Annotated in this window: 19 protein-coding genes; 12 read left to right on the forward strand and 7 right to left on the reverse strand. The window is 65.4% G+C overall.

Annotated features, from left to right (window positions below; all coding sequences use genetic code 11):
• The first annotated feature begins 204 nt into the window (after window positions 1-204).
• The 4 genes from CIT39_RS31535 (at window position 205) to CIT39_RS31550 (ending at window position 3,110) form a co-directional block, all read left to right on the forward strand.
• Complete coding sequence (locus CIT39_RS31535) at window positions 205-624, forward strand: HIT domain-containing protein (RefSeq protein WP_094976414.1); 420 nt, start codon at window positions 205-207, stop codon at window positions 622-624.
• Between the two features lie 10 nt (window positions 625-634).
• A complete protein-coding gene (gene nudC / locus CIT39_RS31540; protein ID WP_094976413.1) occupies window positions 635-1,573 on the forward strand; it encodes an NAD(+) diphosphatase in 939 nt (312 codons plus the stop codon).
• A gap of 6 nt (window positions 1,574-1,579) precedes the next feature.
• Entirely contained in the window at window positions 1,580-2,503 is a 924-nt protein-coding gene (locus tag CIT39_RS31545; RefSeq protein WP_094976412.1) for a sugar kinase, read from the forward strand.
• Between the two features lie 97 nt (window positions 2,504-2,600).
• Entirely contained in the window at window positions 2,601-3,110 is a 510-nt protein-coding gene (locus CIT39_RS31550; RefSeq protein ID WP_094976411.1) for an Lrp/AsnC family transcriptional regulator, read from the forward strand.
• A gap of 65 nt (window positions 3,111-3,175) precedes the next feature.
• Here the strand turns inward: CIT39_RS31550 and CIT39_RS31555 are convergent, their stop codons facing one another.
• Window positions 3,176-4,525 (reverse strand): sensor histidine kinase, encoded by a 1,350-nt coding sequence (locus CIT39_RS31555; protein ID WP_094976410.1) that lies wholly within the window; start codon window positions 4,523-4,525, stop codon window positions 3,176-3,178.
• On the reverse strand, window positions 4,525-5,247 hold the full coding sequence (locus tag CIT39_RS31560; protein WP_094976409.1) for a response regulator: 723 nt from the start codon (window positions 5,245-5,247) through the stop codon (window positions 4,525-4,527). The genes CIT39_RS31555 and CIT39_RS31560 overlap by 1 nt, the downstream gene beginning before the upstream one ends.
• 183 nt (window positions 5,248-5,430) lie before the next feature.
• On the opposite strand from CIT39_RS31560, the gene CIT39_RS31565 reads away from it, so the two are divergent.
• From CIT39_RS31565 to CIT39_RS31575, 3 genes are all read left to right on the forward strand, one after another.
• On the forward strand, window positions 5,431-5,652 hold the full coding sequence (locus CIT39_RS31565) for a hypothetical protein (RefSeq protein WP_094977043.1): 222 nt from the start codon (window positions 5,431-5,433) through the stop codon (window positions 5,650-5,652).
• A 74-nt stretch (window positions 5,653-5,726) separates the two neighbouring features.
• Window positions 5,727-6,038 (forward strand): cysteine rich repeat-containing protein, encoded by a 312-nt coding sequence (locus CIT39_RS31570; protein WP_244607485.1) that lies wholly within the window; start codon window positions 5,727-5,729, stop codon window positions 6,036-6,038.
• 9 nt (window positions 6,039-6,047) lie between these two features.
• Entirely contained in the window at window positions 6,048-6,887 is an 840-nt protein-coding gene (locus tag CIT39_RS31575; protein ID WP_094976408.1) for a sterol desaturase family protein, read from the forward strand.
• A gap of 12 nt (window positions 6,888-6,899) precedes the next feature.
• Here CIT39_RS31575 and CIT39_RS31580 read toward each other — a convergent pair whose 3' ends face one another.
• From CIT39_RS31580 to CIT39_RS31595, 4 genes are all read right to left on the reverse strand, one after another.
• Entirely contained in the window at window positions 6,900-8,399 is a 1,500-nt protein-coding gene (locus tag CIT39_RS31580; protein ID WP_094976407.1) for a phosphomannomutase/phosphoglucomutase, read from the reverse strand.
• A 187-nt stretch (window positions 8,400-8,586) separates the two neighbouring features.
• Window positions 8,587-9,099: a TIGR02281 family clan AA aspartic protease gene (locus tag CIT39_RS31585; RefSeq protein ID WP_162308780.1), complete on the reverse strand. Its 513-nt coding sequence runs from the start codon at window positions 9,097-9,099 to the stop codon at window positions 8,587-8,589.
• A 119-nt stretch (window positions 9,100-9,218) separates the two neighbouring features.
• Window positions 9,219-11,693 (reverse strand): ATP-dependent helicase HrpB, encoded by a 2,475-nt coding sequence (hrpB, locus tag CIT39_RS31590; protein WP_162308781.1) that lies wholly within the window; start codon window positions 11,691-11,693, stop codon window positions 9,219-9,221.
• A gap of 147 nt (window positions 11,694-11,840) precedes the next feature.
• Window positions 11,841-13,157 carry a UDP-glucose dehydrogenase family protein gene (locus CIT39_RS31595; RefSeq protein WP_094976405.1) on the reverse strand — a complete coding sequence of 439 codons (1,317 nt, stop codon included), beginning with the start codon at window positions 13,155-13,157 and terminating at the stop codon, window positions 11,841-11,843.
• Window positions 13,158-13,351: 194 nt separating this feature from the next.
• Here CIT39_RS31595 and CIT39_RS31600 point away from each other — a divergent pair, with 194 nt between their 5' ends.
• The 4 genes from CIT39_RS31600 to CIT39_RS31610 all read left to right on the forward strand — a co-directional run bounded on the left by CIT39_RS31600 (window position 13,352) and on the right by CIT39_RS31610 (window position 18,535).
• Entirely contained in the window at window positions 13,352-14,419 is a 1,068-nt protein-coding gene (locus CIT39_RS31600; RefSeq protein WP_094976404.1) for an acyltransferase family protein, read from the forward strand.
• Window positions 14,420-14,614: 195 nt separating this feature from the next.
• A complete protein-coding gene (locus CIT39_RS33265) occupies window positions 14,615-15,487 on the forward strand; it encodes a 5'-3' exonuclease (protein ID WP_414645231.1) in 873 nt (290 codons plus the stop codon).
• Window positions 15,466-17,679, forward strand: a complete 2,214-nt coding sequence (gene polA, locus CIT39_RS31605; protein WP_414645232.1) for a DNA polymerase I — start codon at window positions 15,466-15,468, stop codon at window positions 17,677-17,679. Before CIT39_RS33265 ends, polA begins: the two co-directional genes overlap by 22 nt.
• A gap of 220 nt (window positions 17,680-17,899) precedes the next feature.
• Window positions 17,900-18,535 (forward strand): LysE family translocator, encoded by a 636-nt coding sequence (locus CIT39_RS31610; protein ID WP_094976402.1) that lies wholly within the window; start codon window positions 17,900-17,902, stop codon window positions 18,533-18,535.
• A 50-nt stretch (window positions 18,536-18,585) separates the two neighbouring features.
• Here the strand turns inward: CIT39_RS31610 and CIT39_RS31615 are convergent, their stop codons facing one another.
• Window positions 18,586-19,212, reverse strand: coding sequence for a glutathione S-transferase family protein (locus CIT39_RS31615; RefSeq protein WP_094977040.1), 627 nt, complete (start codon window positions 19,210-19,212; stop codon window positions 18,586-18,588).
• Between the two features lie 175 nt (window positions 19,213-19,387).
• Here CIT39_RS31615 and pyrE point away from each other — a divergent pair, with 175 nt between their 5' ends.
• Complete coding sequence (gene pyrE, locus CIT39_RS31620) at window positions 19,388-19,951, forward strand: orotate phosphoribosyltransferase (RefSeq protein WP_008136514.1); 564 nt, start codon at window positions 19,388-19,390, stop codon at window positions 19,949-19,951.
• Window positions 19,952-20,100: the final 149 nt, after the last annotated feature.

Here is a 20,100-nt window from a genome sequence, read left to right on the forward strand (position 1 = left end):
AGGATCGCGTTTGGCGATGACTCGGAGTTACCAGCTCGCGCAATAACCACTCCCTGGATTATGGGTCCCGGATCTGCGCTCCGCTTGTCCGGGACGACGACCGAGTATGCGCTGACAGCGTGGCCTCATCCTTCCCCAATCAGACTCGGTATCGTATGGTCGGGCTAAACATGCCCGCCCCCATCGGGCCATCTGGAAACGTTCATGCCCGAACCCGCCTGGTCGCTGCACTCCCGTCTGAAAGAGGACACCATCGACATCGGCGATTTGCCGCTGTCGAAGGTGCTGGTCATCAAGGACGCGCATTATCCCTGGCTGCTGCTGGTGCCGCGGCGCACTGACGCCGTCGAGATCATCGATCTCGACGAGGTGCAGCAGGCGCAGCTGATGACGGAGATCTCCCGCGTCTCGCGCGCGCTGAAGGAGATCACCCGATGCGACAAGCTCAATATCGCGGCGCTCGGCAATCTGGTGCCGCAGCTTCACGTTCACATCATCGCCCGCCGCACCAGCGACGCCGCTTGGCCGCGGCCGGTCTGGGGCGTGATGCAGCCCTTGGCGCACGACGCAGCAGAGGTTCAGAATTTCATCAGCGCGCTTCGCCGCAAGATCTGGTTGGGTTGAAAGAACGATAATGTCAGCATTCGACTCGTTTCCGCTGGGACAACCGGCCTTCGTCACCAACATCCTCGATCGCGCCGCGCATCTGCGCCGTGACGACGAGAAGCTGTTCGCGATGGAGCAGAAGCCGACCTCGCGCGCCTATGTCGTTTATCGCGACTCGCTGCTGGTGAAGCGCGAGGGCGACAAGATTCGCGCGCTGCTCGGGATCGACGAGGCGCTGAAGTGCGGCGCCAATCCCGGCACGATCTTCTTAGGCTTGCGCGACGGCGCCGCGATGTTCGGCATGGGCCTGTCGCAGGCGGCCGCCGAGAAGCTGGTGGGCCGCGAGGACTACACCGTGACCGAGCTGCGCGGCATGGCGATGCAGGGCGCGATCCCGCCCGAGGAGCTGTCGGCGATCGCGATGGCGAAGTCGATGGTCGGCTGGCACCAGCGCCACGGCTATTGCGCCAATTGCGGCACGCGCAGCGCGATGAAGGAAGGCGGCTGGAAGCGCGAGTGTCCTTCCTGCAAGGCCGAGCATTTTCCGCGCACCGATCCAGTCGTGATCATGCACGTCGCCTCCGGTGACAAGTGCCTGCTCGGCCGCCAGAAGCAGTTTCCGGCAGGGATGTATTCATGCCTCGCCGGCTTCGTCGAGGCCGCCGAGACCATCGAGGACGCGGTCCGCCGCGAGATCCTGGAAGAGTCGGGCATTCGCTGCACCGACGTGCGGTACTACATGACCCAGCCTTGGCCCTATCCGTCGTCGCTGATGATCGGCTGCAGCGCGCGGGCCGTGAGCGAGGACATCGTCGTCGATCACTCGGAGCTGGAGGATGCGCGCTGGTTCTCGCGCGACGAGGCGGCCCTGATGCTGACCCGGACGCATCCGGACGGGCTCGCCGGTCCGCATCCCTTCGCCATCGCCCATCATCTGCTCGGCCGCTGGGTGCACGACAAGAGCTGATCGCCGATGGCCGCATCCGGGATCGCGCCGCGCATCCTCTGCATCGGCATTCCCGTGCGCGACCTCACCTTTCGGGTCGCGGCCGTGCCGGCGCGCGGCAGCAAGGCGAACGCCAGCCACCTCGCCGAGCTCTGCGGCGGCAACGCGCTCAATGCTGCGATCGCGATTGCGCGGCTCGGCGGCCGCGTCTCGTTCGCTGGCCCCATGGGCGATGCACGGGAGACATCGAGCGGCTTCATCCTCGCGCAGATGGCGCAGGAGGGCATCGACACCAGCCACATCGTGCGCATGCCTGATGTGACCACGCCGGTTTCGGCGATCATGATCGAGGCTTCGGGCGAACGGACGCTCACGATCTATCGCGATCCCGGCCTGTGGGGCGTGCAGCTGCCCAAGGCCGACGAATTGCTGGCCGATTGTCGTGCCCTGCTCGTCGAAAGCCGCTGCGGTGCATTCTGCAGCGACCTCTGCGCCGAGGCTCGGCGACGCGGCATTGCCGTCATCGTCGGCGTCGATCGCGCGATGTCGTTGCAGGACGGCCTGCTGACCGCCGCCTCACATCTGCTGTTCGCCAGCGAGCAGGTGCAGGAGACCGCGGGCATCGCCGACGACGGCAAGGCATTGCGGCGCCTGGCCAGGCTGACGCCCGCCTTCCTTGCCGCGACACGCGGTCCGCTTGGTACGATCTGGCTGAACGAGACAGGCGAGCTGGAGGAGACTGCGGCCTTCCCCGTCCATGCGGTCGATACGCTCGGCGCCGGTGACGTCTTTCATGGCGCCTTCGCGCTTGGCCTCGCTGAGGGCGGCAACGTGCGGCGGGCGCTGCTATTCGCCGCGGCCGCCGCGGCACTGAAATGCACCCGCCATGGCGGCGGCATGGCTGCACCCCAACGCGTTGAAGTTGAAGAGTTTTTGCGCGAACGGCCCTAGAGCAAATCCAGGGAGGCGCCGAGACTATGGTCTTGTCGGGGAAAGATTTTCTCTATATCAGTGAAATCAGCCCCAGAATTGGAACAAAGTTCTTCAAATGACCGACATCGCCATCCCGATCCCCGAGACCAGCCGCCGCCTCGACGCCATCGACCGCAAGATCCTGATGGTGCTCCAGGAGGATGCCTCCCTGTCCGTCGCCGAGATCGGCGATCGCGTCGGCCTGTCCTCGACCCCCTGCTGGAAGCGCATCCAGCGGCTGGAGGCCGATGGCGTGATCATCAAGCGGGTGGCCCTCGTCGACCAGAACAAGATCGGGCTCGGCATCTCCGTGTTCGTGTCGGTGGAAAGCTCCGATCATTCCGACGCCTGGCTGAAGAAATTCGCCGAAGCCGTCAGCGCGATGCCCGAGGTGATGGAGTTCTATCGCATGGCCGGCGACGTCGACTACATGCTGCGCGTCGTGGTCGCCGACATGCAGGCCTATGACGTGTTCTACAAGAAGCTGATCAGCGCCGTGCCGCTGAAGAACGTCACCTCGCGCTTTGCGATGGAGAAGATCAAGTCCGTGACCACGCTGCCGATCCCGGCGGTGGTGGCGGCCTGACGCCCGATTCTTGTTTTGACGCGTTTTCTTCACGCGAACCGGCATCCACTTCGCTCGAAAACGCTTTAAGCCGGTTGAAACACCGGCAGGGTGACATTGACGCGCGTACCTCCGCCGGAGGCGGCGGCGATCTCGATGGTTCCGCCATGGGCCTCGACCAGGCTGCGCACCACCGCGAGGCCAAGGCCCGCGCCGCCGGTCGCACGGTTGCGGGACTTCTCCAGGCGAAGGAACGGCTCCAGCACGGCCTGGCGATGATCGTCGGGAATGCCCGGCCCCTCGTCCTCGATCGACACGACGACGGCACCGTCCTTCAACGCGGCCCTGACATGCGCGGCATGGCCATAGGCGAGCGCGTTGTCGATGATGTTGGCGAGGATGCGCCGCAGCGCCAGCCGGTCGCCGAGCACCACCGCATTTCGCGCGTGCGCATCCGTGACCAGGTCGACCGGCGCGCCCTGAGCGCGACGGTCGTGCACCTCGACGGCAATCAGCGCAGCAAGTTCGATCATTTCCTGTGACAGGCCGCCGGCGCCGGCACGCGTTGACAACAGCGCGTCGTCGAGCAGGCGGATCATGTCGTCGATATCGGCAACCGCCCGCTGCCGCTCGGCATCGTCTGGGATGTGCTCGACCCGCAACCGCAGCCGCGTCGCGAAGGTCCTGACATCATGGGCAATGCCGCCCACCAGCGTCATGCGTGCGCGCAGCATCTCGGCGAGCCGCCCCTGCAAGCGGTTGAACGCGGCGATGACGGCGCGGATTTCCGGCGCACTGCGCCGTGCGTCCGGAAGCGGCGGCGGATCGGCCGACAAGTCGACGCGATCGACCGCCGCGGCGAGTTGCGCCAGCGGCCGCGTCTCGCGCTGCATAACCAGCAATGCCAGCAGCGCCACGATCGAGCCGAACAGGCCGGCGCCGAAGCCGACCGGCAGGCCGAACGGGGTGACCGGCAGGCGGGTATAGGCGTCGACGATCAGCATCTCGCCGCTGCGCAGGCCGATGCGGAATTCGATCGCGTTGGCCATCAGCCGCGCGATGCGGGGAAACCAGCGGCTGGCGCGATGGTCCGGCGGCGACACGATCTCGACCGGGCGCCCTGCGAGACCCGCGGCATAGGTCTCACGCAATTGTTGCTGCTGCGCCGGCGTCTCGCCGCCGACCGGCGCGCCACTCGGTGCGATTCGAACCTTGAATTGCGATGAGGACACGGCATCGAGCACGGACTGCCGCTCGCCGGCCGCCGTGCGCTCGACCAGTGTCGCGAGCGCATCGAGGCGCGCGGGCGAAGGCCGCGTCAGCTGGTTCTCTTGCACCGTGGTCCGGTAGAAGATCGCCAGGATCACGGTCATCACCACCGTGAATCCGATCAACCCGATCAGGGCCAGCCGCGCGGCAAGCGTCACGCGCAGCATCACGACACCTGCTTCACGGTTGCGGTGAACAGATAGCCGCCGTTGCGCACCGTCGTGATCAGGTTGGAGCCCGGGCTGGCACCATCGAGCTTCTTGCGCAGGCGCGAGATCAGCATGTCCACCGTGCGATCGAACGGCTCGGCCGAACGCCCGCGCGTCCAGTCGAGAATCTGGTCGCGCGTGAGCACCCGGCGCGGACGCTGCACGAAGCAGCCGAGCAGGTCGAACTCGGCGCTCGTCAATTGGAGCTCCGGCGTCTCGGCTTCAATCGTCTCGACACTGCGCGAATCGAGATCGATGACAAAACGGTCGAACGCGAAGCGCCGCACCAGCGGCTTGGCCGGCGCCCCGCTGGCGCGGCGAAGGATGGCGCGCACCCGCGCGAGCAGTTCGCGTGGGCCAAACGGCTTTGCAAGGTAGTCGTCGGCGCCCATCTCGAGGCCGACCACGCGATCAATCTCGTCGCTCTTGGCCGTGAGCATCAGGATCGGGATGGAATCGTCGGCACGCAAACGGCGGCAGATCGACAACCCGTCCTCACCCGGCAGCATGAGATCGAGGATCACGAGATCGGGCCGCAGGCGCTGGAGCATGGCATCCATCGCCTTGCCGTCGCCGACGCAAGCGACCTCGAAGCCCTCGCGCCGCATGAAATCGGCGACGAGGCGGCTGATCTCCGGATCGTCCTCCACCATGAGAATCGTGGCTGCTTGGGTCATCATGGCCGCATTGTGGGCAATGGCTCGCGTCAAGCAAGGGCGCAGGCCGCCTTGTTACACAGTGTTACATCGGCCCGACAAAGCCATAACAATCGTTTCGTCCCGGCAATGCGTCGCAGACGCGGCCCGACCAGTCTCCGCCTCATGGCTGCCGCTGACGGCAGTCCCCAGAAGGAGACGACAAGCATGACCAAGTTCTTCCTCACCTCGATCGTGATCGGCGGCCTCTCGGTTGCGGCGGCGGCCGATGCCAATGCGTGGACCCGGTCGGCGACGGCGAACGGGCCGCGCGGCACCTCCAGCGTCACCGCGACGGGAGGCTGCGCCAACGGAAGCTGCACGCGCAACGTCACCCGCACCGGCCCGGCGGGCAACACCTACACCCGCACCGGCACGGTCTCGCGCTGAGCTCTTGGACGTCGTCGCCGCGTTCGCCCTGCGCGGCGACGACCCGCCTCACCAGATCAGAAAGGATCAGCATCGTGCTACCGATTTTCCGCTTCCTGCCCCAAGCTGCGGCCATCGTCGCCCTCGGCGCCTCGACCTCCGCGTTTGCCCAAAGCGCGTTGCAAACGCAGGTCACGCCGCAGATGCGCAGCGAGGCACGGGCGGTCATGCAGGCCTGCCGCGCAGACTATGACCGCCATTGTAGCGACGTCACGCCGGGTGGAGGACGCATCCTCGCCTGCCTGCAATCTCACGCCGGCCAGCTCACCTCGACCTGTGCGCAAACTTTGCCTCGCGCGCAGGCGCTGAGGGCCGGCGCCGCCAGCGCCGGCGTCGCGCCGAAGTAGGAGGCCACCATGGGTTACGCGTCCATCCTGCTCGACCCGACGCTCCGTCGCGTGATCCTGGCCACCGCGATCGGCCTAATGCTGCTCGAATACGGCATCGGCCGGCTCGCGCATCGCGAGACCCACGACTGGCGCGAAACCGTCGCGTCGTTCGGCGTCGCGCTGGGGCAGAATTTGCTGCGCGCGGTCGAAGCCGGAATTCTGGCCGTGCCGTTCGCCTTCCTGTACGAGCACCGTCTGTTCGACTTCGCGCAGACCAGCCCACTCGCGCTTGCGGGGTTATTCCTGGGCAGCGAGTTTCTCTATTACTGGCAGCACCGCGCCTCGCATCGCATTCGCTGGATGTGGGCGACACATGCGGTGCACCACTCGGCCACACGGTTGAACCTCACGGCGGCGATCAGGCTCGGCTGGACCGGTAACATCTCCGGCAACTTTCTCTTCTTCCTGCCGCTGGCGCTGATCGGCCTTCACCCACTCGCGATCGTGGCGATGCTCGGGATCAACCTGTCCTACCAGTTCTTCATCCACAGCGGCTTGGCACCACGGCTCGGTCCGCTCGAATGGGTGCTCAACACGCCGAGCCATCATCGCGTGCATCACGCCTGCAACGCGCCGTGCCTCGACAAGAATTATGGCGGCATCCTGATCGTGTTCGACCGGTTATTCGGCACCTTTGCGGAGCAGCCCGCCGACCAGCCGCTTCGTTTCGGCCTCGTCGGAGGCACGCCGTCCTTCAATCCGATCCGGATCGCGCTGGGCGAATGGATCGCAATGCTGGGCGACGCCTGGAAAGCCCGAGGCGCGGGCGCGAAGCTGCGCGCGCTGTTCGGGCCGCCCGGCGATTGAGATCGCAGGCGCCTAGATCTTCTGATTGTACTCGCCGACTTCGGGATGCGTGCGTAGCACGCTGTTCACCATCTCGAACATGTCGTGCATGCGCTGCTCGGAGACCGGGCTCTCGACCACGACGACGAGCTCAGGCTTGTTGGAGGAGGCGCGCACAAGGCCCCAGCTGCCGTCCTCGACCGTGACGCGCACGCCGTTGACGGTGACGAGATCGCGGATCGACTGGCCGCCGATCTTCGTGCCCCTGGCCTGCAAGTCCTCGAAATGCTTCACCACCTGGTCGATGACGCCGTATTTGGTCTCGTCGGCGCAATGCGGCGACATCGTCGGCGACGACCAGGTCTTCGGCAGCGCATTCTTCAGGTCGGCCATCGACTTGCCCGGCGCGCGGTCGAGCATGTCGCAGATCGCGAGCGCCGAAACCAGGCCGTCGTCATAGCCGCGCCCATACGGCTTGTTGAAGAAGAAATGGCCGGACTTCTCGAAACCTGCCAGCGCGCCGGTCTCGTTGGTGCGGCGCTTCATGTAGGAATGGCCGGTCTTCCAATAGTCGGTTTTGGCGCCCTGCTTCTGCAGCACCGGGTCGGTGACGAACAGGCCGGTCGACTTCACGTCGACGATGAAATGCGCGTTTTTGTGGATCGCCGACATGTCGCGCGCCAGCATCACGCCGACCTTGTCGGCAAAAATCTCCTCGCCGGTATTGTCGACGACGCCGCAGCGGTCGCCGTCGCCGTCAAAGCCGAGGCCGACATCGGCCTTGTGATGCAGCACCGCGTCGCGGATCGCGTGCAGCATCTCCATGTCTTCGGGGTTCGGATTGTATTTCGGGAAGGTGTGGTCGAGCTCGGTGTCGAGCGGAATCACCTCGCAGCCGATCGCCTCCAGCACCTGCGGCGCGAACGCGCCGGCGGTGCCGTTGCCGCAGGCCGCGACGACCTTGAGCTTGCGCTTCAGCTTCGGACGATTGGTGAGGTCGGCGATGTAGCGCGCCGGATAATTCTCGTGGAACTGATAGGAGCCGCCCGCCTTGTTCTTGAAATCGGCATTGAGCACGATCTCCTTCAGCCGCGTCATCTCCTCGGGCCCGAAGGTCAGCGGACGGTTAGCGCCCATCTTGACGCCCGTCCAGCCATTGTCGTTGTGCGAGGCGGTCACCATAGCGCAGCAGGGCACGTCGAGATCGAACTGCGCGAAATAGGCCATCGGCGTCACCGCAAGGCCGATATCATGCACCTTGCAGCCCGCCGCCATCAGGCCGGAGATCAGCGCGTATTTGATCGAGGCCGAATAGCCGCGGAAATCGTGCCCGGTGACGATCTCCTGGCTGACGCCGAGCTCGGCGATCAGCGCGCCCAGCCCCATGCCGAGCGCCTGCACACCCATCAGGTTGATTTCCTTCTGGAACAACCAGCGCGCGTCGTATTCGCGAAAGCCCGTCGGCTTCACCATCGGCTCGGATTCGAAGGCGTAGGTGTTTGGCAACAATACGGATTTCGGCTTCGGGAACATTGAGACGATCTCGTGAAATGGGGGGCAGAGGCAGCCTTAGCGAATGCCGGGCCGCAGCGGAAGGCGGGAATGAAGGCTTATGGCCGATAATTGCGGCAGTTTGGTAACGAAGAAACGTTACCGCCGGGGCGATACGAGGCGAATTGCTATCCTGAAATAGGCGGCGTTTGATCGCGAAGGATTTGGCCTATTGCTCCAGCACCATCTGGCCGTTGGCGTACTCGAAGCGCTTCAGGCGGGAGAGGAAGGAGAGGCCGAGCAGGTTCTCCGACAGCGCCTCGTCGGGCAGCACCATGGCATCGACGTCGCGCACGACCAGACCGCCGACCTCGAGCATCGCGATGCGGGTGCGCGCGGCCTTGATGGTGCCGTTGGCGGTAGAGACGGTGGCATTGTAATCGCTGCGCGAGGGACGCAGGCCAAAGCGGGCCGCCGAAGTCTCATTCAGCGCAACCACGGAGGCGCCGGTGTCGAGCATGAAGCCGATGCGCTGGCCGTCGATCCGGCCCTCGGTCTGGAAATGACCGCGGCCATCGCGGGAAATGGCGAGGCTGCGCCCCCCGGCAGGCGCCGTCGCCGCAACGGCGACCGTGGCGCGCGGCACCGAGGTTGCGGAAGCCGAGCTTATCTTGTCCGCCATCTGCGCCATGAAGGTGCCGAGGCCGATCATGACGGCTGCGATGATCAGAATGTTACGCATCACACCACTTCCGAGCCGGAAAGCTCGATTTCACCACGCGACACACCAGGCCGCGAGCATTGCTGCGGCCAGAGCGATGCTATTTTGACGAAAAGGATGAGCGAACGGTTAATGCGAACTCAGGTGCCGCGCGGCTTGGCGCGTCGGGTCGGCACTGCGCTGGCCGGATCGTCCGGCCAGGGATGGCGCGGATAGCGGCCGCGCAGGTCGGAACGGACCGCGGCGTAGCTGCCGCGCCAGAAGCCGGGAAGATCGCGCGTCACCTGGACAGGGCGCTGTGCCGGCGACAGCAATTCCAGCACCAGCGGTACCTTGCCGGCGGCGATCGAGGGATGGATGTTGAGACCGAACAATTCCTGCAGCCGCACCGCAATGGTCGGCCCCTGCTCGGCCTCGTAGTCGATCGCCAGCACGCTTCCGGTCGGCGCCTCGAAATGCGTCGGTGCCTCGCGCTCGAGCAGCGCGCGCATCTCCCACGGCAGCAGCGCCATCAGTGCATCCGAGAGATCGCCGGGCGAGATGTCCTTCAGCGCGATCTTGTCGTAGAGCGCCGGCACCAGCCAGTCGTCGCGGCGCGCGATCAATCCGTCGTCCGTGAGATCGGGCCAGCTGTCGCCTTCCGCCTTGCGCAGGAACATCACGCGATCGCGCCATTGTTTGGCGGCCTTCGACCAGGGCAACCGATCGAGGCCGGCGGCGATCAATCCGTCGGCGAGAATGCGCGCGGTGTCCTCGGTGGGTGACACGGCCAGTGTCGCTTCGGACAGCGTGATCGCATGCAGCACGCGCTTGCGCCGCGCGCGCAGCGCCATCGCACCACGGTCGAACGAAATCTCGTCGGCGCTCTCGATATGCTCGGCGAAATGCCGCTCGATCTCGTCCTGGGTGATTTGCGCAGCGAGCAGGATACGTCCGCTCGCCGCCGTGCCCGTCATCTCGCCGATCGCGATATAGGGCGCGCGGGCGAGCGAGGAGGTCTGCTCGACCGCGGCGCCGCGGCCGTTGGCAAGCACGAAACTGCCATTGCCGCGATTGCGCGCGACGCGGTCCGGGAACGCATAGGCGAGCATCAAACCGGTCGAGAGATCATCCTGCGGTCCCGCCTTCTCCGAAGCTGCCACTTGCGAGGCCCAACGCCGCGCCAGATCGCGCGCGCTGGCGGCGCGCGGCGAGCGGTCGCGGCGGAACTGGTCGCGCCGGTGCTCGAGATCGACGCTGTCGCCGCCAAGCCCGCGCTCCGTGATGATGGCCGCGATCTCGGCGGCGGCTTCGCCCTCGCCTGCGCGATGCGAATCCACGATCATGCGCGCGAGCCGCGGCGGCAGCGCCAGCGCACGCAGGCTTTTTCCTTCCGCGGTGATGCGACCGTCGCCGTCGAGTGCGTTGAGCTCGGAGAGCAGGCTCTTGGCTTCTTTCCAGGCGGGTGCGGGCGGCGGATCGAGGAATGACAGCGAGGCGGGATCGCTGACGCCCCATTGCGCGAGATCGAGCACCAGCGAAGACAGGTCGGCGCTGAGAATTTCCGGCTGGGTGTAGGGCGCGAGCGAGGCCGTCTGCGGCTCGTCCCAGAGCCTGTAGCAGATACCCGGCTCGGTGCGGCCGGCGCGACCGCGGCGCTGGTCGGCTGCCGCACGCGAGGCGCGCACGGTCTCGAGGCGCGTCAGGCCGATGTCGGGCTCGTAGCGCGGCACGCGGGCAAGACCGGAATCGACCACGATGCGCACACCTTCGATGGTGAGCGAGGTCTCCGCGATCGAAGTTGCCAGCACCACCTTGCGCATGCCTTTGGGGGCAGGCGAAATCGCACGGTCCTGCACGGCGGCGTCGAGCGCGCCGAACAGCGGCACGATCTCGATGCTGGCGTCCTGCACGCGCTCGCCGAGGAAATTCTGGGTGCGGCGGATTTCGGCAGCGCCCGGCAGGAACGCCAGCACGGAGCCGCCATCGGCGCGCAGGGCCGAGGCGATCGCATCCGCCATCTGCCGCTCGATCGGCGCATCGGCCTTGCGGCCGAGATAGCGCGTCTCGACCGGGAAGGCGCGGCCTTCGCTTTCGACGACGGGCGCATCGCCCAGCAGCCTTGCGACCCGGGCGCCGTCGAGCGTGGCGGACATCACGAGGATGCGGAGGTCTTCGCGCAGGCCGGTTTGCGCGTCACGGGCCAGCGCCAGGCCCATGTCGGCATCGAGCGAACGCTCGTGGAATTCGTCGAACAGGACCGCGGCAACGCCTGACAACTCGGGATCGTCGAGGATCTGGCGGGTGAAGATGCCCTCGGTCACCACCTCGATGCGGGTCGCGCGCGAGATCTTCGAGCCGAACCGGACGCGGTAGCCGACGGTCTCGCCGGCGCGTTCGCCAAGCGATTTGGCCATCCGGTCGGCGCTGGCGCGCGCCGCAATACGCCGCGGCTCCAGCACGATGATCCTCTTGCCCTTCGCCCAGGGCGCGTCGAGCAACGCGAGCGGCACGCGCGTGGTCTTGCCGGCCCCGGGCGGGGCCACCAGCACGGCCGCGTTATGCGCCTCCAGCGTGCGCGAGAGGTCGTCGAGCACGGCATCGATCGGAAGGGGCGTGTCGAAACTGCGGGGCAAGGCCTATCCACTCATCATGCCCGGGCAAAGGCGCGAAGCGCGTCTTCGCACAGAAGTCGCCGGGCATCCACGTCTTGGACCAGAAAACAGACGTGGATGGCCGGGACAAGCCCGGCCATGGCGGAATCATGCGCAGCTGTGAAGCTATCAGCCCCGCACGGGCGGCCGGCCAATGCTGTCATAGGTGAAGCCGGCGGCTTCCATGTCCTCGGGGCGGTAGATGTTGCGCAAATCGACGATGACGGACTGCGCCATCACGGTCTTCAGCCGGTCGAGATCGAGCGCACGGAACTGCACCCATTCGGTGACGATGACGAGCGCATCGGCACCTTGCGCGCAGGAATAGGCGTCCTCGCAATAGGTGATGTCGGGCAGCTCGCCCTTGGCCTGCTCCATGCCGACGGGATCGAATGCCTTGACGTTGGCACCCATGTCGATCAGGCCCGTCACCAGCGGAATCGACGGCGCATCGCGCATGTCGTCGGTGTCGGGCTTGAAGGTGAGGCCGAGCACGGCGATGGTCTTGCCGCGCAGAGAGCCGCCGAGCGCCTGGCTCACCTTGCGCGCCATCGCGCGCTTGCGGTTCTCGTTGACCGCCAGCACGGATTCGACGATGCGCAGGGAGACATCGTAGTCCTGCGCGATCTTGATCAGCGCCTTGGTGTCCTTCGGGAAGCAGGAACCACCAAAACCGGGACCGGCGTGCAGGAACTTGGTGCCGATGCGGTTGTCGAGGCCGATGCCGCGCGCGACCTCCTGCACGTTGGCGCCGGCCTTCTCGGAGAGGTCGGCGATCTCGTTGATGAAGGTGATCTTGGTCGCGAGAAACGCGTTCGCGGCGTATTTGATCATCTCGGCGGTCCGACGCTCCGTGAACATCAGCGGGGCCTGGTTCAGCGACAGCGGGCGGTAGATGTCGCCCATCACCTTGCGGCCGCGCTCGTCGGAGGTGCCGACCACGACGCGATCGGGAAACTTGAAGTCGCGGATCGCCGCGCCTTCGCGCAAAAACTCTGGATTGGAGGCAACCACGACGTCGGCGTTGGGATTGGTCTCGCGGATGATGCGCTCGACCTCGTCGCCGGTGCCGACAGGCACGGTCGACTTCGTCACCACGACGGTGAAGCCGGTGAGCGACTGCGCGATCTCTTTCGCTGCGGCGTAGACATAGGAGAGATCGGCATGGCCGTCGCCGCGGCGGGACGGCGTGCCGACCGCGATGAAAACGGCATCGGCATCCGCGACCGGCTTCTTCAGGTCGGTGGTGAAGTCGAGCCGCTTGGCCTTGACGTTGTTCGCGACCAGTTCGTCGAGGCCGGGCTCGTAGATCGGGATTTCGCCGCGATGGAGCGCCGCGATCTTCTTCTCATCCTTGTCGACGCAGGTGACGTCGTGACCGAAATCGGCAAAGCAGGCGCCGGACACCAGTCCCACATAGCCCGTGCCGATCATCGCGATGCGCATGAAAAGTCCCTGTCTTGAATTGGTTAACGAAACCCGACGCTGGGCGGTTTAGCATTTTCCCGAGGGGAAGGAACAGTCCGCGGACAAAAAAGCGGCACGAGAATTGTACCGGTAAAGAAGTCGGAAACCGTGAAGGCCCCACACTGTCCCGCGCCCGGGCAGGACGGGCGGAACACGCCTCGAAAAGAGACACCATGGCACCATCAGGCACAATCGCAGGGAGCGCAGGCACCAAAGCGCCGTCCGCCGCGCGTGTCGACTGGGTCGACTACGCCAAGGGCATTTGCATCATCATGGTCGTGATGATGCACTCGGTGCTGGGGGTCGAGCTCGCCGCCGGCCAGACCGGTTTCATGCATGTTCTCGTAGCCTTCGCAAAGCCGTTCCGGATGCCGGACTTCTTCCTGATCTCTGGCCTGTTCCTGCCGCTGGTGATCGACCGGGATTGGCGAACCTATCTCGACCGCAAGGTGGTGCATTTCGCCTATTTCTATGTCGTCTGGGTGACAATCCAGTTCGGTTTCAAGGCGCCCGCTTTCGCGGCAGAGACGAGTTGGCACCACGTTGGCCTCTTGTATCTCGAATCCTTCGTGGAGCCGTTCGGCACGCTGTGGTTCATCTATCTGCTGCCGGTCTTCTTCGTCGTCACAAAACTGACACGCAAATTCCCGCCGCTCGTGATCTGGCTCGTCGCCGCCGCACTGGAGACGGCCCGCATCTCCACCGGCTGGACCGCGATCGACGAGTTCTGCGCGCGCTTCGTCTATTTTTATTCGGGCTATCTGTTCGCGCCTTACGTGTTCGCGTTGTCGGATCGCGCGCGGAAACATCCCATCCTTGCGCTTGCGGCGCTCGCGACCTGGGCGCTGGTCAATGCCGGCCTGGTCGCGTCGGGGGCCAGCGAGTGGAAGATCGTCTCGCTCGTGCTCGGCTTTGCCGGTGCCTGTGCCATCATCACCATGGGCACGCTGCTCGCGCGCGCGCAATGGCTGAACTTTTTCCGCTTCTGCGGCGAGCATTCGATCGTGATCTATCTCGCCTTCTTCCTGCCGATGGCGGCGACGCGGACGCTGTTGCTGCGCACCGGCATCATTCCCGACATTGGCACGGTGTCGCTGATCGTCACCGTCGCCGGCGTGCTCGGCGCGCTCGCGATCTGGCGGGTGGCGCTGCTGTTCAATGCGCGCTTCCTCTTCGAACGGCCGGAGGCGTTCTGGATCGCGCCGAAGAAAGCCGGCGTGCGGTTGCAGGCGGCGGAGTAGCCACGCACTCGCTGTCGTCGCACGGCTTGACCGGGCGACCCAGTCTTCCAGAGACAGTCGGGATCGACCAATAAGCCGCGTCGTACTGCATTCCCCGCTTTCGCAGGGAACGACAGTGGGGGATAGTGGCACCACCGAGCCAAAAATCACCCTTCCAAGGCTGTCAAAGCCCGCAAAAATTCATACATTGCGGCCATGCCCAAAACATCTTCGAAGACCACCGCCAAGGCTGACACCAAGGCTGCTGCGCCCAAAGCCGCCGAGGCCGCTGCCGCGCCAGCTGCTGCCAAACCGGTTGCAGCAAAGGCGGCGGGCAGGGGCGACCACATCTTCCTGGTCGACGGTTCCGGCTACATCTTCCGCGCCTACCACGCGCTGCCGCCGCTCAACCGCAAGTCCGACGGCTTGCAGGTCAACGCCGTGCTCGGCTTCTGCAACATGCTTTGGAAGCTGCTCCGCGACATGCCCGCCGACAACCGGCCGACGCATCTGGCCATCGTGTTCGACAAATCCGAGGTCACCTTCCGCAATGCGATCTACCCCGAGTACAAGGCGCACCGGCCTCCGGCTCCGGACGACCTGATCCCGCAATTCGCGCTGATCCGCGAGGCCGTACGCGCCTTCGACCTGCCCTGCCTGGAACAAGGCGGCTTCGAGGCCGACGACCTGATCGCAACCTATGCGCGGCAAGCCTGCGAACGCGGCGCCACCACGACCATCGTGTCCTCCGACAAGGATCTGATGCAGCTCGTGAACGACAAGATCATGATGTACGACACCATGAAGGATCGCCGCATCGGCATCCCCGAGGTGATCGAGAAGTTCGGCGTGCCACCGGAGAAGGTGGTCGAGGTGCAGGCGCTGGCCGGCGACTCCACCGACAACGTGCCCGGCGTGCCCGGCATCGGCATCAAGACCGCCGCGCAGTTGATCACCGAATATGGCGACCTCGACCAATTGCTGTTCCGCGCCACCGAGATCAAGCAGCCGAAGCGGCGCGAGGCGCTGATCGAGAATGCGAGAAGGCGCGAATCTCGCGCAAGCTCGTGCTGCTCGATGACAAGGTGAAGCTGGACGTGCCGCTCGACGACCTCGCCGTCCACGAGCCCGACGCACGCAAGCTGATTGCGTTCCTGAAGGCGATGGAATTCACCACGCTGACGCGCCGCGTCGCCGATTACTCCCAGATCGACCCCGCCAACGTCGATGCCGATGCGAGCAACAGCAGCGGCGCCAAGTCCGGCGACGGCGCCACCAAGGCAAGATCGTCCGAGGCTTCCGGCGATCTCTTCGGCGCGCCTGCGGCGATCGCAACGGGCGGCGACAAGGGCGACAAGGGGGCCAGCCTGAAGGGCGCGCCGGTCTCCCTGGCCGCCGCGCGTGAAGAGGCGCTGCGCAAGCTTCCAGTCGATCGCGACAAATATCAAACGATCAAGTCGCTCAAGGAACTCAATGGCTTCATTGCGCGCATCCACGATGCCGGTCATGTCGCGGTCGAGATCCGCGGAAATTCGATCGATCCGATGCAGGCCGACTTCTGCGGGATCGCGCTGACGCTGGCGCCGAACGAGGCCTGCTACGTGCCGCTGGCGCACAAGCAAGCTGGCGGCGGCGCCGGCCTGTTCGACGCCGGCCTTGCACCGGATCAGGTCAAGCACGCCGATGCGATCGAGGCCCTACGTCCCGTGCTGGAATCGGCGGGCATCCTCAAGATCGGCTTCGACCTCAAATTCACCGCCGTGATGCTGGCGCAGCACGGCATCACCTTGCGCAACACCGACGATGCGCAGCTGATCTCCTATGTGCTCGACGCCGGCCGCGGCTCGCATGCGATCGAGCAGCTGTCCGAGCGCTGGTTCGGCCATGCCATGCTGAAGGAGAGCGAGCTGCTCGGCAGCGGCAAGGGCAAGATCACCTTCGACCAGGTGCCGATCGACAAGGCCGCGGCGCTGTCGGCCGAAGGCGCCGACGTCGCCTTGCGCGTCTGGCGCGTGCTGAAGCCGCGCTTGGTCGCCGAGCACATGACCGCGGTCTACGAGACGCTGGAGCGGCCGCTGGTCGCTGTGCTTGCGCGCATGGAGCGGCGCGGCATCTCGATCGACCGCCAGGTGCTGTCGCGACTCTCGGGCGACTTCGCCCAGACGGCGGCGCGGGTCGAGGCCGAGATCCAGGAGATCGCCGGCGAGCCGGTCAATGTCGGCAGCCCCAAGCAGATCGGCGACATCCTGTTCGGCAAGATGGGACTGTCCGGCGGCACCAAGACCAAGACCGGCGCATGGTCGACCACCGCGCAAGTGCTGGACGAACTCGCCGAGCAGGGCCACGATCTCCCGAAGAAGATCCTGGAGTGGCGCCAGGTTTCGAAACTGAAATCGACCTATACCGACGCGCTGCCGACCTACGTCAATCCGCAGACCCATCGCGTCCACACCACCTACGCGCTGGCCGCGACCACGACGGGCCGGCTGTCGTCGAACGAGCCGAATCTGCAGAACATCCCGGTTCGTACCGAGGACGGCCGCAAGATCCGCCGCGCTTTCATCGCAACGCCCGGGCACAAGCTGGTCTCCGCCGACTATTCGCAGATCGAGCTCAGGCTGCTCGCCGAGATCGCCGACATTCCCGTGCTGAAGCAGGCATTCAAGGACGGTCTCGACATTCACGCCATGACCGCCTCGGAAATGTTCGGCGTGCCGATCAAAGGCATGCCTAGCGAAATCCGCCGTCGCGCCAAGGCGATCAATTTCGGCATCATCTACGGCATCTCGGCGTTCGGCCTCGCCAACCAGCTCGGCATCGCGCGCGAGGAAGCCTCCGCCTACATCAAGAAATATTTCGAGCGTTTCCCGGGCATCCGCGCCTACATGGATGAGACGCGCGATTTCTGCCGGCAGAACGGCTACGTCACCACGCTGTTCGGCCGCAAGATGCACTATCCGGACATTAAGGCGTCGAACGCCTCGGTGCGCGCCTTCAACGAGCGCGCCGCGATCAACGCGCGGCTGCAGGGCACCGCAGCCGACATCATCCGCCGCGCCATGACGCGGGTCGAGGACGCGTTGGCCGAGAAGAAGCTCTCGGCGCAGATGCTGCTGCAGGTGCACGACGAATTGATCTTCGAGGTGCCGGACGCCGAAGTCGCAGCAACGTTGCCGGTCGTGCAGCACGTCATGCAGGACGCGCCGTTCCCGGCCGTGCTGCTCTCGGTGCCGCTGCATGTCGACGCGCGCGCGGCGAATAATTGGGACGAAGCGCATTGAGGCTGCTTTCCCCGGATCCTGCGCAGCGCCGCCCTTCGCGGCGTGGTGCGCTGCTGATCCGGGGCCCACGCCGCGCCACCAGATCCCGGCTCTGCGGCGCACCGTTTCACGCTGCCCCGCGTCCGGGACACGTGAGTTGAATTGTCCTCCGAGCAATTGCGCGATGGCCGCGCCTCGCCTCGCATATTAGAACCGTGCCATCTCCCGCACCGGCTCACCCATGCCCCACACATCCGCCCTGCTCGGCTTTGCCCTCGTCTCCTTCGGTCTCGTGCTCACCCCGGGACCGAACATGATCTATTTGATCTCGCGCTCGATCACGCAAGGACCGGCAGCCGGCATCGTCTCCCTGGGCGGAGTTGCGCTCGGCTTCGTGTTCTACATGCTGTGCGCGGCGTTCGGCATCACGGCCCTCTTGCTCGCCATTCCCTTTGCCTATGACGCACTGCGCTTTGCCGGCGCGGGCTATCTGCTGTGGCTCGCCTGGCAGGCGGTGAAACCGGGCGGACGTTCGCCGTTCCAGGTGAAGCAGCTTGCCATCGACAGTCCGCGCAAATTGTTCGCGATGGGTTTCGTCACCAACCTGCTCAACCCGAAGATCGCGATGCTGTATCTGGCGCTGCTGCCGCAGTTCATCGATCCCGCAGCCGGCAGCGTGCTGACGCAGTCAGTGGTGCTGGGCGCGATCCAGATCGCGATCAGCGTCAGCGTCAATGCAATGATCGCGCTGGCGGCCGGATCGATCGCGCTGTTTCTGGCGAACCGACCGAGCTGGATGCTGGTGCAGCGCTGGCTGATGGGCACGGTGCTGGCCGGGCTTGCGGTGCGGATGGCGGTGGAAGCGCGGAAGGTGTGAGGCGCAACGCTGTCATGCCCCGCGAAGGCGGGGCATGACAGCATCGTCCATCAATCCAGCTTCGCTTCCATGCCCCGCTTCACCGCCGGCCTTGCCATCATCGCCTCGTACCAGCGCTTGACGTTGGGGAAGTCGATCAGCTCAACCTTGTGGCGAGGGTGACGCCAAGCCCAGCCCAGGATGGCAAAATCGGCAATCGAGAGATCGCCGGCGACGAAGTCGCTGTCAGCCAGCCGGCGGTCGAGCACGCCGTAGAGCCGGCGCGTCTCCGCCATGTAGCGCTTCAGGCCGTAGGCGCGGTCCTGCTCGTTTTCGAGCGCGATGAAATGGTGCACCTGGCCCGGCATCGGGCCAAAGCCGCCCATCTGCCACATCAGCCATTCGTAGACGGGAATACGCTGCCCAAGCGATTTCGGCAGGAATTTGCCGGTCTTTTCACCGAGATAGAGCAGGATCGCGCCTGATTCGAAGATGCTGACGGGCTTGCCGTCCGGGCCCTCAGAATCGACGAGCGCCGGGATCTTGTTGTTCGGGGACAGCTTCAGGAACTCCGGCGCCATCTGCTCGCCCTTTGTGATGTTCACCGGGATCACCTTGTAAGGCAGCCCCATTTCCTCCAGCGCGACCGAGATCTTGCGGCCGTTCGGCGTATTCCAGGTGTGCAGCTCGATGGTCATGCCTTGCGCTTCCTTCCCCAACAGGTTTGGCACCCCACCTACTCCAGAACGTCGCACCCCCACAACCGGCGGTCCGGGATGGCCGATCCCTGTTGACGAGGGACGCCCCCTCTGGAATGTCGCAGCCGTCGCGGATAAATTCCGCCTCCTCCAAAGATGCTCCCGAGGGACCGCCGTGTCGAAATCAGCCTCCCGCGCCCGCCTGTTCGAAATCATCCGCCGGCGCTCATTCGGCCGCGGCGAGGTGACGCTCGCGTCGGGCCGCAAGAGCGATTTCTACTTCAACCTCAAGCCGACCATGCTCGACCCGGAGGGGGCGACCCTGCTCGCCGAGCTGACCTATGAGGCGCTGAAGGACGACAATCTCGATTTCATCGGCGGCCTCGAGATGGGCGCGGTGCCGCTCGCCGGCGCGCTGGCGCAGATCTCCTGGATCAAGGGCCACCCGATCGCGGCGTTCTTCGTGCGCAAGAAGCCGAAGGAGCACGGCGCCAAGCTCGCGATTGAAGGCCTTCCCAGAGGCGAAACGCTGGAGGGCAAGCGGGTCGTGATCGTCGAGGACGTCACCACCACTGGCGGCTCGGCGATGAAGGCGGTGGAATCGGTGCGCGAGACCGGCGCCGAGGTGGTGCTGGTGCTGACCATGGTCGACCGCGAAGAAGGCGCCACCGACACGTTCGGCGCGGCCGGCCTGCCGTTCCGCTCGCTGTACAAGGCGTCGGAATTCCTGAAGGCGTGACGCGGGAAATCTTTCTCTGCCGTCATGCCCGGGCTTGACCCGGGCATCCTCGTCTTTGCCGCACGAAAGATCGTAGATGGCCGGGACAAGCCCGGCCATGACGAGCTCGGTGATTCAGCCCCTCAACCGCTCATTTACCATCCCGCTCT

This window comes from Bradyrhizobium symbiodeficiens (assembly GCF_002266465.3).
Lineage (GTDB): Bacteria > Pseudomonadota > Alphaproteobacteria > Rhizobiales > Xanthobacteraceae > Bradyrhizobium > Bradyrhizobium symbiodeficiens.